The following is a 14,449-nucleotide window of genomic DNA, read 5'->3' as shown; positions in this document are numbered from 1 at the left end:
TCATGAAAAAAACAATTATATATTCACTGTTTAGCATACTTTTATTATCTGCCTGCGTAGATAATCCTAACGTAACCGAAAACACCTACTTAAACACCCCACATGCCGTAAGTAGCTGGGTTAACGGACTAAAAAGACAAATGGCAAAAACCAGTAATACCGTTAATGTAAATGTTGCTATAACTTCCGATAATTACTTTAACAACTATTCTCAATACAGTAAGGTATTTGATATTTTACAACTCAACTATTTTGACCCAGATGTAAACGCTTTACAAGCCGATGTACAAGCCCTTAGAGAAATGGCTATTTTTGGTATCGAAAAAGTACACCCTTCAGACCAAGCGGCTACAGAGCAAGATTTAGCTTTTATGTACTTATGTTTAGGTTATGCCAATATACTTGGAGGTGAATTGTTTACAGGATTGCCAGAAACCACTCTTGGCAACGTGATAACGCCTAAAGAAAATCTAGAAAACGCTTTAGAAGCTTTAGATTATGCAATAGACTATGAAACGGATACCGAATTAATAGCTGCTTATCATTTATTAAAAGCCCGTACTCACTACCATCTTGGTAATCAAGAAAAAGCAATTACCGAAGCCACAAAAGCATTAAACAGTCCTTCATTATTATATCAAATCCAATTTGATGGTACAAGTCAGTTAGCTAACGAAATGCAAAATGCCACCTACGATGCGCTTCCTAATAGGCTAGCTCCATTACCGCGATTAGATTTTTTAGACCCTAAATATTACTCTGTAGGAACACCCACTACAGACCAAAAACCCGTAACACTTGTAAAAGCAGAAGAAGCTTATTTAATCCTAGCCGAAGCCGCTCTTGCTCAAAACAACATTCTCACAGCCAAAGAAAACCTAACCGCTTTATTAAACTTAGTAGAACAAAGACCTGTTGCTATGGTAGATGATAGTGGTGAAACAAGAAATGGAGGAAATAGAACCGATTATCCTTTAACTGCAGTTAAGGTAAAATTTGATAACGCAAGTACCTTTAAAAGTAACTTAGTCCTAAACAGACAAGAAGGAAACATTGAGGTTAAAACAATTTCGGGAACACATGTTAAAATTACCGATATCGAGAACTTAACGTCTACCGATGACTTATTGTATTATGTATACCTATTACGCCAAGAAATTTTTATTAGTGAAGGAAGAAGGTTAACCGATTTAGGTATAAAATACCCAATCTCTCAAGTAGAACAAGATAATAACCCTAATGTAGCTGATGAGTACACCATAGCACAAATTCCTGCTTTTGTTGCCGATAAAGCCTTAGACGATTTCTCTACCGATGAAAATGGAAACATCAGCATTAGCGTAGATATGAATAAAATAATTGTAGAAAACAAAACGGATAACACGATTGTTCCTTTCTTCTAAAATAGAATTATGAAAAAAATAATCAGTTTAAGTTTATTGTTTATAGCCATTGCAAGCCTATCTGCACAAGAAACCAAACATCTTGTTATCATCAGTATAGATGGGTTTAGGTCTGATTTTTATAAAAATGAAAAATGGGCTACTGCCAATTTAAAGTTTTTGGCTAAAAACGGAACCATTGCAGACGATGTAAGAACCATTTTCCCTTCGGTAACCTACCCTTCTCATACAACAATTTCTACAGGGATGTTACCCGAAAACCACGGAATATTGTACAATACAGAGATTAGTCCTGCAGGCAAACCTGGAAATTGGTATTATAAGCATGAGCAGGTAAAAGCAAAAAGTATTTGGGAATATGCTAAAGAAAAGGGGCTTACCACAGCCTCTGTTTCTTGGCCTATAACCATCAATAATCCGTTTATAGATTATAATTTACCTGAAATTTGGTCTTTTGAAAACCCTATGGATCGACGAGGAGCTACAGCAACTTATGCAACACCTAAGGGCTTATTTGAAGAAGTAGAAAAAAACGCTACAGGAACTCTAGCCATTAATGAGTATAACCTCAGTTCGTTTCAAATGGATCAGAACCTTGGTAGAATGGCAGCTTACCTATTAGAAACCTACAAACCCAACCTGCTTACTATACACCTGCCCAATACCGATGGGGCTCAACATAAAGTAGGTCGAAATGGTGATTTGGTAAACAGGGCAATTGCTAATGCCGATAATGTAGTTGGAAAAATTTACGATGCCTTAAAACGTGCAAAAATACTAGAAAACACGAGTATTATTATTACCGGAGATCATGGCTTTATAAGCACACATACTGCCATTGCTCCAAATGTATGGCTTAAAAATGCAGGCTTGTATAATAAAGCTTTTTTCTTTTCTACAGGAGGCTCAGCTTTTTTACACATCCGTAATAAAAACGATAAAAAAACACTAAAAAAAGTAAAACAGGTATTAGCTGAACTTCCTATTGCTGAAAAGCAACGCTTTAAAATTATTACAGAGAAACAGCTAAGAGCATTTAAAGCTGACCCTAATGTAAACTTAGCCATCTCTGCTGCTGATGGATATAGCTTTACAAATACCGAAAAAGGAGCTGTTTATACACAAAAAATAGGAGGAAAACATGGTTATTTTCCAGACAACCATAAAATATACACCGGATTTATAGGTTATGGTGCTGGTTTTAAAGCAAGAAAGCAGTTACCGTTAATAAACCTAGAAGATATCATGCCAACCGCCTTAAAATTATTAAACATAAATGTTACTGATACCGACGGAATTATTGTGCCAGGGTTATTGAAGCAGTAATTATTTACTTTATTTGTTTATTGTACAAAAAACGCCTGTTTTTCACAGGCGTTTTTTATAAGAAAATGTATTGTTTATTAGTTATAAACAGCTTCTTTACCAAAGTGTTTTGCCAGTAAATAATATACTACAGCTCTATATTTATTAGGCTTAGATTTTCCGTATTTTTCAATTACATCTGCAATAGCTTTATCTAATGCAGGAGAATCCTCAAGACCTAGTTTTTTTATTAAAAAATTGTTTTTTACAGTTTCTAATTCTTTCTCATCGGTACCCGATACCATAGATGCATCTTTATTATAGATTGCAGGCCCTAGCCCCTTTGCTACTTTACGCAAAAATGCCACATCTGGTGTAGTTTCAATTTCTTGAAGATGTTTTTCGTAAGACACTATCAACTCATCTAATTTACTCATAATAAAATGGTTTTTTTTGTTAAATAATACTTCTTGTAAATATAAAAAATCAATGTATTTATTACTAGTTTTTTAAGATTAACTTTTAGTAAACTATTTTTTATGGGAAAATTGTCTTGAAATAATTACGTAAATATTGGTCGTTTTCTGTTCTTGGTGTAAATATTTCTAACAGTTTAGGCTGGCCTGTTTCTTCGTTTAAAAAACGTTGTATGGTATCTTCTAAACCTTGTTCTCCTTCTTGCCTAAAATAAGCTATACGATGCATTTTGGCTATATGCTCGGCGGTTAATTGGTGTGTTGTTTCTAAGTAAGTATCAAAATTAGTTACCTCCTTGGCTCCTGGTAAAATTCTAAATATTCCACCTCCTTGATTATTAATTACAATCATTTTAAAATTATTAGGAATATAAGCATTCCAAAGCGCATTACTGTCGTAAAAAAAGCTTAAATCGCCTGTAATAAAAGTTGTGGGTAAACTTGCTTTATGTGCTGATCCTACTGCCGTTGAGGTACTTCCGTCTATTCCGCTAGTTCCTCTGTTGCAATAAATAGCTACTTCTGGCGAGAATTTAAACAATTGTGCATAGCGAATTATACTGCTGTTAGAAAGTTGTAGTACTTGCTGAGCAGGAAAGTGCTTATTGAGGTAATAAAATACTTTTAAGTCAGAATAGGCTAAACTCTCCATAAACTTATCATGGTGTTTATCTCGTTCTTGTGCTTGAGAACACCAAAAATCCTTATAAACAGCATTTTTAGGATAAGAAGCCTGTTGTTTTAATTTATTTAAAAATACATTTGGGCTTACCTCAAAATGCCTATCTAGGCAAAAATAAGTGTTTAAAGCTTTTTTAGCATCAATATGCCAATGATGTTTAGGTTGATACTTTCGTAAAAAGGCTTTTATTTTTTTCGAAATTACGTGTCCGCCAATGGTTAATAAGATATCTGGCTGTAACTTTTTAAACCACTCATCGCTGTTTTCTTTTTGTTCTAGCGGAGCAATTAGCTTATCTATTCTTGTGATAAAATCTGAGTGATGTAAATTGGAAGTAGTTTCTGTAAACACTAATACCGAAGGGTCTTCTGCCAACCAATCTAAATACTCTTGGGTTATGCTATCGGGCTGATTTACCCCTACTAATACCAATTTGCGTTTGGCCTTAGACCATATTTCGGAATAAGCTTTTAAGCTGGCATCATTAATTTCTTTTTCTTCTGTAATAGGTTTTATTTCTATAGGAGAAACCTCTAGCCCATCGGTTAAATTATATAAAGGCTCGTAAAAAGGAACATTGATATGCACAGGCCCGTTTTTCTCGATAGCGGTGTTTAATGCTAGGTTTATCTCACGTTCATTAAGTTTACTTACCTCGAAAGATTTTTGTTTTATTTTCTCATCTAAACCTAAGGAATCTGCTAATTCAGAATACAAATTTGCCGAATACAGAATATGATTTTGGTAAACATTTTTTTGCCTAATGGTTTGTCCGTCGCCAATATCAATACGTTCTGCAGGCCTATCGGCAGAAATAACAACCAAAGGAATATCGCTATAATATGCCTCTGCAATGGCGGGATAATAATTTAGCAATGCACTTCCCGAGGTACATACCAAAGCTACAGGTTTTGCTTGTTGTTGTGCCATTCCTAAGGCAAAAAATGCCGCACTTCTTTCATCTACAATGCTGTACGCATTTATGGTTGGATGATTAGAAAAAGTAATGGTTAACGGAGCGTTTCTCGAACCTGGCGATATGACTACATCGGTAATTCCTTTAGAGATACACAATTTAACAATAGATTGTGCTAAGGGAATGCTAGAATACTGCATATAAAGTTGATTTAAACCACAAAATTACAATTTAAAACTTAGAGCCTGTTTATATTTATATAATAATTTATGTAGCGAAAATGTTTAGTATATTCGTTAAAAAGTAAAGCTATCAAAAACATATTCTTCCTAAATTATGGCAAAAATTATCATTAAAAGAGTTTCAGAATTTCAAAACCGTTTAGGAAAAGTAAAAGTCTATGCTAACCAAAAGCTTATAGGCGTTATTACCGATGGAGAAACAAAGGTTTTTGAGGTTAAAGCTGGCACTTATACATTAAAATTGAAAACTAAATGGCTTGGAAGTAATACAACAACAATTACTTTAAAAGAAAACGATAACTATGCCTTTAAACTCTCGGGGCTTAAACAAGGAAAAATGCTAATTTCTACAGCTCTTATTTTAAGTATACTTTTCGCTTTTTTTAATGACCGTATAAATGTATTTGCCAAAGGCTTTTTTCTACTTATAATGATAATTATTGTATCTTATTTTATTTACTATTTTACTTTTGGCAGAAATAAATACCTTAAGCTAGAAGAAATTAAAATTCCTATTAAACCCTTATAATTTATGAAAAAACTACTTAGTTATATCTACCCTGTAACTAAAAAAACAGCCTCTAGCCACAATGGCATGTTAGAAATTTCATGGATTAACGGGAAAAAGATTTTAGATAGCGAAAACGCAAATTACTCCTATGGTTCCTTACAACGTGTATTAGAAAAAGGAATCAAATTAACTTCGTTAACAAACGTAAACACTATACTGCTATTAGGTTTAGGAGGAGGCTCGGTTATAAAATCCCTACGAGAGAAGTTTAATTATAAAAAGCATATACACGCTATTGAAATAGATAATGATGTAATTACGATAGCTAAAAACGAGTTTAATATTGACAATTCTGAACTTTTAACTATTGAAAACACCGACGCTTTTACCTTTATAGAAAAAAATACTACCCAATATGATTTAGTCATTGTTGATTTATTTATCGATACCGAAGTTCCTCCTAAGTTCTACTCAAAAACTTTCTGTAAAAACCTATCTAAAGCATTAAATAACAATGCTTTTTTGCTATTTAATTTAGGTATTGATATCGATAAAAGCATACAAGTAGATGAAGTTTTCAGTTTTTTTAATGATTCTTTAAAGTTTAAAGATACACAAGTAGTAAAAATTAATAAAATAAACTCACTATTAGTAGCCAATAAAAAATGAGCAATAAGCTTTTAAGCTAAGTAAAAATAGAATATATTTGCACCTCTTTAAAAATTACTTCTTTTTTATTAAGAGTAACTTTAAAGCCCAGGTGCTGGAATTGGTAGACAGGCATGGTTGAGGGCCATGTGTCCATTAGGGCGTGCGGGTTCGACTCCCGCTCTGGGCACTAAAAACGATTAAAATCCTAGTAAATACAATGTAATATAAAACTAGGGAAACAACAGGGGAAAGTAAAATAATTAAGAATTTAAATGCTCCCTAAAGTTATTATTTAATTTATTGGTTGAAAATAAATCCATTTATCAAACGTGATTGAGTTATTTTAACCTTATTATCTTCTAGTGTTTCTATATCAATACCAAATTGCTTATAATTTGAAATTGATTTTTTTTTTTGTGATACTGCTGCTGGTGTTTTCATTTTTTTATTTCTTAAATCCTCCATCATGTATTTCCCAACCAGCACTCATTAACTTTTCTCTGGCATCCTTTACTGTATATATCGTATTTCCTACTCCCAAAGTAACATTATTATTGTGTTCTTTATCTCCCCAGCCAATTAATAAAGCATCATAATTTTCCGTTGAAAGATTTGATTCCCTAAACATCCCTATAGCAGAATTCAAATTAGAAATATTCCATTTACTTAAGTCTTGATTGAATCTTTTTGCTTTATAAAACATTTGATCCATGTTCCGTACCCTTGAAGTATCCCAATTCCCGATAGCTTGATTAAACGAAGCTGCCCCCTTAAACATTGCTGACATATACCTGACCCTTGATGTATTCCATTTACCTATAGCCTGGTTAAATGATCTGGCTTCACTGAACATCCCTCTCATATCCGTAACATTCGAAACATCCCAATTACCGATATTCTGATTAAATGAAAAGGCCCCTTTAAACATTTCTGACATTCCTTTTACCCTTGAGGTATTCCAGTTCCCGATAGGTCGGTTATATGATTTGGCCCCATTGAACATCGCTTTCATCTCTGTAACATTAGATACATCCCAATTGCTTATATCCTGATTAAATGATTCGGCATTACGAAACAACCCGGACATAGATGCTACCCTTGAAACATTCCAATTGGTTAAAGACTGGTTAAATGACTTTGCACCCTCGAAAATAGAAACCATCCAATTTACATTGGATATATCCCATTTTCCTATAGGCTGATTAAACGATTCTGATCCTTCAAACATAGCAGCTATATTGATTGCCTTTGACATATCCCAATTACTGATATCTTGATTAAATAATGTAGCCCCCGCAAACATTCTGAAAAAACTTCTTACACGAGAAATATCCCATTTGTTTAGTGGTTGATCAAATGACGCTGCATAAACGAATAAATCCTCCATAGAAGTCACTTTCGAAACATCCCAGCCATTTATATCCCGATTAAATGCTCTTGCTCCCTCAAACATGCTATCCATTATAATTACATTTGAAGTATTCCAGTTCCCGATAGGTCGATTAAATGATTCTGCTTCAAAAAACATCTCTTTAAAACTAGTCAGTTTCGATACATCCCAATTTCCTATAGCCCCGTTAAACGAAGTTGCTCCCGAAAATATACGCTCCATATCTGTAACATTAGAAGTATTCCAATTGTCTAAATCCTGATTAAATAATCTGGCTCCTGAAAATGCCTCTTTTAAAGTAGTCACTTTCGATATATCCCAATTCCCTATAGGTTGGTTAAATGATTTTGCATGATAAAAAACACCCTCCATATCAGTAACATTCGAGGTATCCCAATGGCCGATAAGCTGATTAAAATCAGAAGCTTCATAAAACATCTCCTTCATGCTGATTACTTTTGAGGTATTCCAATCTCCAATAGGCTGGTTAAAAGAATTTGCATAATGAAACATACTTCCCATATCAGTAACATTAGAGGTGTCCCAATTACCTATAGGCTGATTAAATAACCTGGCTCTATAAAACATTTCTTGCATATCTGTAACTTTTGAGGTATCCCAACTACCGATATTCTTGTTAAATGATTTTGCCTTCGAAAACATTGCTCCCATTTCTGTAACATTAGAGGTATTCCAATTATGAAGATCTTGATTGAATGACCCTGCATCTGCAAACATTCCCGCCATACTTATTACATTTGAAGTATTCCAGTCACCAATAGGCTGATTAAATGATTTGGCCCCATCAAAAACACGATTCATCTTAATCACATTAGCAGTATCCCAATTACCAATAGGTTTATTAAATGATGTCGCACCTGTAAACATTCCTGCTATACTGCTAACTTTAGAAGTATCCCAATTATCTAAGTTCTGATTAAATAAAATTGCCCCCCTGAACATTTTTTCCATACTCGTTACGTTTGAAGTGTTCCAATTTCCGATAGGCTGATTAAACGATTCTGCCCCATCAAACATATACTCCATATTAGTAACCTTAGAGGTGTCCCAATTACTGATATCTTCATCAAAATGATAAGCTCCGCCAAACATATAACTCATATCTGTAATAGTAGATGTATCCCAATTACTAAAATTTCCATACAGGTTTTCACAGCCCAAAAACATAGATGAAATACTGGTTACATCGGACAAATCTGGTGAATCTGTTGCCTCAATACGCAAATACCTGCAACCGGAAAAAGCACTTTTCATATCCTTCCACTTTTGCACACCCCACTGATCAACCGATTGAAGCTTGTCTTTATCCGCATCAACTACATGAAAATCAATAAATTCCCCTGTAATGGTTATCGTATAGCTCCCTGTTTCTTCATAAGAATGAATTATATCTTCTTTAACGTTTTCATTTTTAGTACCATCACCCCAATCTATGTTATAACTCCCATTGTGCAGACCATGTGGTATGGTAACAGAACCATCATAGTCAACAGACCAGGTGGTTACAAACGCTTTAGACGACCTTTCTGGCTTTTTGTTTTCAGAGTTAGGAGCAGATGTATGTAATGAATCTTTTAAAGTTTTTATCGCTGTAACAGTCACTCCATTTTCTTCTTTTTTATCTTTTTTACAGGAAACCAGTAGCATAAAAAATAAAAACGCAAGACTACCCCAGTATATATTTTTGTTCATTTTTTTAAAGATGAATAGTATAAATTAATTAGTACTCTACGCTATGCTCGTTAATAAAATTATACTCGTTATTCATTAACATTTTTAGGTAATCATCAAAACTATTAGCAATTACTTTCAATTCATCTGGATCGTGTAAAAAGCGTACTACTTGTCCTTTTTTCCCTGTTGAAGAAGGGCTAAAATCTATAAATAACTGAGAGGTTCCTCCACTATTCATACAGTCGGAAAAGTGAAGCCATTTAGTATTGGCATTTACTTTATTTGTTATTTTATCATCAATTTCAACACCTTCATACACTCTTTCTATATATTCTGAATAATCATCAGCTGCATTTTTGCCTTGTATTATTTCTTCAGAAGATAAGAGGTAATAAGGGTACTGAAAAACATCGGATCCAAAAATGTAAAACAAAATGGTTTCTCCAGCATATTCTCGACCATAGGTTCCGTCTACATGTTGTAAAAGGCTTATTAAGGATTTTGGTATATCGGGAAAAATTTGCGTTAACTCATCGATATATTCTTTTTTAGCTCCTTGCCTATTTTTTTCGAAATATTCCCATTCTTCTTTTCCGTTGTGTTTTAAATAAGCATCTTTAAGTCCGTCTAGGTATTCTTTTACTGTGGTATTCATAAAATAGTTTGGTATAAATTTTCAGTATAATTACAAAATTATAATTAAACACTTATTAAAAAACCCCTGTTTATGGTTATTTTTATACGTAGCAGAACTACATAACACTAGCTAATGTTTTTGCTTTATTTAAGGTCTCTGTCCATTCTGCTTCTGGATTAGAAGCGGTTGTTATGCCTCCTCCTACATATAGGTTATATTTTTGTTCGGAAGGAAAACATTCCATACAACGTAAATTCACATAAAAATCGGTACTAAAACGATTTGCTCTATAGGCTTGTTGTTCTACACTTTTTATGTTTCTAGAAATTTCTCTCTCTTTATTTAATTCGCCTAAATAGCCTGAATAGAATTTTCTTGACTTTTTTTCATTCTTCAATATAAACTGTTTTGCAACTGTTTTAGGAAGCCCACATACGGCTGGTGTAGGATGTAATTTATCTACTATATTTTGTAAAGTTTCTGCTTTCCCATTGTAAAAACCTTCTATATCTGTTTTTAAGTGTACTACGTTTCCTGCCCTGTGGGTATAAGTTGCCGAAGTCATCACAGAGGTTACATTTTCGGTTTGTTTTAAATCATTTAAAATGCTTCTGGTTACAATGGCTTGTTCTTCTTTTTCTTTATCGCCCCAATAGTAATGATTGGTAGGTTTATAAACTTGTGTTCCTGCCAATGCCATTGTTTTAAAGCTGGTTCGTTGTGTATGTATTAGTGTTTCTGGGGTTGCTCCCATCCATAAACCTACCTGAGGGTGATACCAACAATAAACAAATGCTGTTGGGTAGCGTTCGGTTAAGTTTTGGTATATTTCAAACACAGATTTTTTACTTGTAACCTCCTGTACACGTGCTAATACAATTTTTTCGCTAGTTCCTTCTTTCATATACGCAATAGCTTTTTTTACGAGCTCGTTATGAAACTTTTTTTCTTCTCCATCAAAAACTATAGGCTGCGTTGTTTTTATTAATTTTTCTGCAGCCACATTTTTTTCGGCTTCTGCTTCTAAACAAACAGACTCGGTTATAGGGAAGATTAAAGTGTCTTCATGGGCGTCAAAGGGTGAAAAAACAAAGCCTTTTGACTTAAAATCTGTTAGTTTATGTAAAGTATCATCTTTTTGTAAATAAGCGCTATGCGTATGCTTATCGGGTAATCTAAAAACTACAAAAGGTAACTTTTGTTGATATTGTGATTTTAAGCTTTGTAATAAGTTGGTAAACTCCATAAACTTATTTTTTAGGTAGTGTAATGGTGGTTAATTTTACGGCAGAAATAAGTTTTTGGTCTTCATCGGTAAGTTTTATATCCCAAACTTGAGTAGTTCTGCCTTTATGCAAAAATTCGGCACGTGCATACACATAACCTTCTTTGACACTTCTTACATGGTTTGCCGAAATTTCTAACCCCCTAATAAAATGATTTTCTGCATCTAAAAAAACATAACTTGCGGCGCTTCCTACACTTTCTGCTAAAGCAACCATCGCTCCTCCATGTAAAACACCATCGGGTTGATGAACTTTTGGGGTTACGGGCATTTTTCCTATTAGGTAATTCTCTCCCACTTCTACATATTCTATATCTAAAGTTTCCATTAAAGTGTTTTTACGCATTTTAGCAAAACGCGTTAGAATTTCCGCTGGTGTATATTTCATTACATTTTATATTTATGGTTATTCTTTAACGTGATAAACCGCTTGTAGAATTTTTAATTTATCTTTGTAAAGATACAAAATTGCACAGAATGAATTCTACCGAGAAACAGGTTTCTTACACAACTACCAATAGCTATTCTACCTTAAATAATTTACACTCTCCACAAGAAAACATTTGGTTTGTATGCCACGGACTCGGATACTTAAGTCGTTATTTTTTAAGGTATTTTGTAGGATTAAACAAAGAAAAAAACTACATTATTGCTCCGCAAGCTCCCGCAAAATATTATCAAAAAACCGACTTTAAACACGTAGGAGCTTCTTGGCTTACAAAAGAAAATACTAAAACCGAAATACAAAATGTATTGGCGTACTTGGATGAAGTCTATAAAACAGAAGTTAATCACGCCAATCCCAAAAAAGTAATTTTTATGGGCTATTCTCAAGGCGTATCGGTAATTACCCGCTGGATGGCCTCTAGAAAAATAAGCTGTAATGCATTAATTATTCATTCTGGTGGAATTCCTACAGAGTTAACCGCCGAAGACTTTGCCTACTTAGCTCAAGATACAAAGGTAAAGCTACTGTACGGCTTACAAGATGAGTACCTAACCCCAGAACGTATAAAAGGACAACAAAAACAAGCTGAAAATTTATTTGGGAAGCGTTTAGAAATAATTCCTTTTGAAGGAAAACACGTAGTAAATAGAAGGCTTTTAGAAGAAATTTCGGAGAAATTATAAAGCTATATTAAGCCCGAAATAATTTGCACTTGCAGCGCCGTTATATTTCACATAACTATAACTAAGCCGTAGCTTATTAAGTTTAATGGCAAAACCACCACTTAATCCTGCAAAAGAGCGTTGCTCTAAAATACGCAATTCTTCTCCTCTCCTAAAATTATAACCCAACCTGAGGTTGATAATGCTTTCGGGAAATATTTCTACGCCAACAATGGCATGTCTTAGAATGTTATTAAAAAACCCAGGGTTATCTGCGGTTACTTCTCCATCCAACGAGGTTTCATCTCGATTTGTGTTTCTAAAGGCTATATTCCAATGCTGAAGATTATCTAACGTAAGGTGCCAACGTAAAGGTACATCGCGTAGCTGCTGCGAAATACCAAACATTACATCGAGAGGTAACTTCTCGTAGGTTTCATGGTAAGGGGTTAGCTGTGTTCCTGCATTACGAACCACTGCCGAGATAACCAAATCCCAATCTTCATAATAATAAGTAATTCCCAAATCTGTAGCTATCCCAATAGAGGAATAAGATTCTAACTTTGAAGAAATAAACTTTAGATTAGCCCCAATATAAAAATTAGACCACGGAATATTGTAGGCATATCCAAAAGATATTGCTGCTTCTCCTCCACTAAAACTTCCTGTGGCATTTCCAAATTCATCATAACCATCAAAACTCCCGTAATTTAGGTAGGTTACGCCAGTGTGTAATACTTGTGTACGCCGATCTAATAAATAGGCATAAGAAGCTGTTCCGTAATTTACATCTCCTAAATAATCTGCATAATTTACCGATAGCTGATTATCCATCTGGTAATTGATGTTTGCAGGGTTAAACATCCCTGCCGTAGGATCATAATCGTAAATGGTTATGTTTTTTCCGCCCAAAGCTGCCTGTCTAGGTGAGGTTACCAAATTTAAAAACTGGTAAGTGTGCTTCCCTCCTATTTGAGCAAAGGCGTAACAGGTAAAGAAATATAAAAAAATACTTAATATACTTACTTTCGGCATTCTTATTCTCGTGTTCTTACGAAGTAAAAACGTAATTTATTTCATTTTATTTTACTAAAAAAGCCTTGTCCTAAAACAAGGCTTTTTTCATTGTTTTATTTTGATGATTTAAAAAACAGTAGGGTCTAAATAATCTGGAGTTCCATTCCCGTTTGTATCTGGCATACTTATTTCTTCTGGTTCTATAATTCCGTTTCCGTTGGTATCTTCAACAACAATCTCATCTTTGGTAGGTGTTCCATCTCCATCATCATCTGCATCTTGATAATTTAAGTAACCGTTTTTATCGGTATCATCTTCATAGTCTTTAAGTAAAATACCGTTTCCGTTAATATCTTCTAGGTAAGAAGGTATGCCGTCATTATCGTGATCCATTTGGTATGCTTTATACATCTGAAAGCTAAAAATTAAAGGCGCATACGCAGGAATAGTTGCCGATGTTGAATTAAAGTACCCCAAAACAGAAGGAACAAATACCGCTCCAACACCATAATCGTCATTAAAGCTAATTCTACCATCATTTTCTATTTGATATCCCGTTGCCCCACTAAATTCAATCAAAGCTTGTCTAAAACCTACAATAAAGCCAGGTAAGTCTACTCGGCTAGGACTTTGTAATTGGTCAAAAGCCGTACCGTTAGTCAATTGTCCTTTATAGCTTATTACCGCATCGTCTCCGATAGTAGGCTTATATTCACTTTCTGCCCCTTCACGAAAAGATAAGTAATATAATTTAAAGCTATATTTCCCAGATTCTACCATTTTGCTTTTCAAGAAATCAGATTCTTTAATTGGAGTTCCGTTGGCATTATCGCCTGCAATGGTATCAAATACAATTTGGTTGTAATTCCCTGTGTCATTACTGTTTTCTATACGAAAAGAATGTGTTGCCAAATAAGCTTCGATTGTAGCTAAATCTTCTTCATAAACTTCTTGTACATCTCTTGGTTTTGGTGAACTCCCTTTATCATCATCATCGTTATTACATGATAAAATTCCTATACATAGAATGGGTAATAAAAATTTTAATACTTTCATTTGCCTTGTTTTTGTGGTGCAAGATACAATTTTCTTCTATTTTTGTTTATTCTTCTTAAAGTTTTATAAAGAT

Annotated in this window: 14 protein-coding genes and 1 tRNA gene; 6 read left to right on the top strand and 9 right to left on the bottom strand. The window is 34.0% G+C overall.

Annotation, left to right across the window (positions count from 1 at the left end; all coding sequences use genetic code 11):
* Nucleotides 1-2: 2 nt before the first annotated feature.
* Nucleotides 3-1,403 carry an apurinic/apyrimidinic endonuclease family protein gene (locus tag GGR32_RS10410; protein WP_183478141.1) on the top strand — a complete coding sequence of 467 codons (1,401 nt, stop codon included), beginning with the start codon at nucleotides 3-5 and terminating at the stop codon, nucleotides 1,401-1,403.
* A gap of 9 nt (nucleotides 1,404-1,412) precedes the next feature.
* Nucleotides 1,413-2,729 carry an alkaline phosphatase family protein gene (locus GGR32_RS10405; protein ID WP_183478140.1) on the top strand — a complete coding sequence of 439 codons (1,317 nt, stop codon included), beginning with the start codon at nucleotides 1,413-1,415 and terminating at the stop codon, nucleotides 2,727-2,729.
* A 77-nt stretch (nucleotides 2,730-2,806) separates the two neighbouring features.
* Here GGR32_RS10405 and GGR32_RS10400 read toward each other — a convergent pair whose 3' ends face one another.
* Together GGR32_RS10400 and menD are read right to left on the bottom strand one after the other, a co-directional pair.
* A complete protein-coding gene (locus GGR32_RS10400; protein WP_183478139.1) occupies nucleotides 2,807-3,145 on the bottom strand; it encodes a DUF2853 family protein in 339 nt (112 codons plus the stop codon).
* Nucleotides 3,146-3,245: 100 nt separating this feature from the next.
* Nucleotides 3,246-4,982 carry a 2-succinyl-5-enolpyruvyl-6-hydroxy-3-cyclohexene-1-carboxylic-acid synthase gene (gene menD / locus GGR32_RS10395; RefSeq protein ID WP_183478138.1) on the bottom strand — a complete coding sequence of 579 codons (1,737 nt, stop codon included), beginning with the start codon at nucleotides 4,980-4,982 and terminating at the stop codon, nucleotides 3,246-3,248.
* Nucleotides 4,983-5,118: 136 nt separating this feature from the next.
* Between menD and GGR32_RS10390 the strand changes: the two genes are divergently transcribed.
* The 3 genes from GGR32_RS10390 to GGR32_RS10380 all read left to right on the top strand — a co-directional run bounded on the left by GGR32_RS10390 (nucleotide 5,119) and on the right by GGR32_RS10380 (nucleotide 6,373).
* Nucleotides 5,119-5,553, top strand: a complete 435-nt coding sequence (locus tag GGR32_RS10390) for a hypothetical protein (protein ID WP_183478137.1) — start codon at nucleotides 5,119-5,121, stop codon at nucleotides 5,551-5,553.
* Between the two features lie 3 nt (nucleotides 5,554-5,556).
* Nucleotides 5,557-6,204, top strand: a complete 648-nt coding sequence (locus tag GGR32_RS10385) for a spermidine synthase (RefSeq protein ID WP_183478136.1) — start codon at nucleotides 5,557-5,559, stop codon at nucleotides 6,202-6,204.
* Between the two features lie 85 nt (nucleotides 6,205-6,289).
* Nucleotides 6,290-6,373, top strand: a tRNA-Leu gene (locus GGR32_RS10380).
* A 110-nt stretch (nucleotides 6,374-6,483) separates the two neighbouring features.
* Here the strand turns inward: GGR32_RS10380 and GGR32_RS10375 are convergent.
* The 5 genes from GGR32_RS10375 to GGR32_RS10355 form a co-directional block, all read right to left on the bottom strand.
* The gene (locus tag GGR32_RS10375) at nucleotides 6,484-6,627 is read right to left on the bottom strand and encodes a hypothetical protein (protein WP_183478135.1); all 144 of its coding nucleotides are present in this window, start codon (nucleotides 6,625-6,627) and stop codon (nucleotides 6,484-6,486) included.
* Between the two features lie 4 nt (nucleotides 6,628-6,631).
* Entirely contained in the window at nucleotides 6,632-9,289 is a 2,658-nt protein-coding gene (locus GGR32_RS10370) for a BspA family leucine-rich repeat surface protein (protein WP_183478134.1), read from the bottom strand.
* Between the two features lie 28 nt (nucleotides 9,290-9,317).
* Nucleotides 9,318-9,926: an SMI1/KNR4 family protein gene (locus GGR32_RS10365; RefSeq protein ID WP_183478133.1), complete on the bottom strand. Its 609-nt coding sequence runs from the start codon at nucleotides 9,924-9,926 to the stop codon at nucleotides 9,318-9,320.
* Between the two features lie 97 nt (nucleotides 9,927-10,023).
* The gene (locus tag GGR32_RS10360) at nucleotides 10,024-11,154 is read right to left on the bottom strand and encodes a chorismate-binding protein (RefSeq protein ID WP_183478132.1); all 1,131 of its coding nucleotides are present in this window, start codon (nucleotides 11,152-11,154) and stop codon (nucleotides 10,024-10,026) included.
* 4 nt (nucleotides 11,155-11,158) lie between these two features.
* Nucleotides 11,159-11,581 (bottom strand): PaaI family thioesterase, encoded by a 423-nt coding sequence (locus GGR32_RS10355; protein ID WP_183478131.1) that lies wholly within the window; start codon nucleotides 11,579-11,581, stop codon nucleotides 11,159-11,161.
* Between the two features lie 89 nt (nucleotides 11,582-11,670).
* On the opposite strand from GGR32_RS10355, the gene GGR32_RS10350 reads away from it, so the two are divergent.
* Nucleotides 11,671-12,324 (top strand): alpha/beta hydrolase, encoded by a 654-nt coding sequence (locus tag GGR32_RS10350; RefSeq protein WP_183478130.1) that lies wholly within the window; start codon nucleotides 11,671-11,673, stop codon nucleotides 12,322-12,324.
* Here GGR32_RS10350 and porQ read toward each other — a convergent pair.
* Nucleotides 12,319-13,338 carry a type IX secretion system protein PorQ gene (gene porQ / locus GGR32_RS10345; protein WP_183478129.1) on the bottom strand — a complete coding sequence of 340 codons (1,020 nt, stop codon included), beginning with the start codon at nucleotides 13,336-13,338 and terminating at the stop codon, nucleotides 12,319-12,321. The two genes, GGR32_RS10350 and porQ, sit on opposite strands and share 6 nt — an antisense overlap.
* A gap of 108 nt (nucleotides 13,339-13,446) precedes the next feature.
* Entirely contained in the window at nucleotides 13,447-14,376 is a 930-nt protein-coding gene (locus GGR32_RS10340) for an FKBP-type peptidyl-prolyl cis-trans isomerase (RefSeq protein ID WP_183478128.1), read from the bottom strand.
* Nucleotides 14,377-14,449 lie beyond the last annotated feature (73 nt).

The sequence above is a fragment of the Mesonia hippocampi genome (assembly GCF_014197445.1).
GTDB lineage: Bacteria > Bacteroidota > Bacteroidia > Flavobacteriales > Flavobacteriaceae > Mesonia > Mesonia hippocampi.
This window is presented reverse-complemented; position numbering and strand designations above follow the sequence as displayed.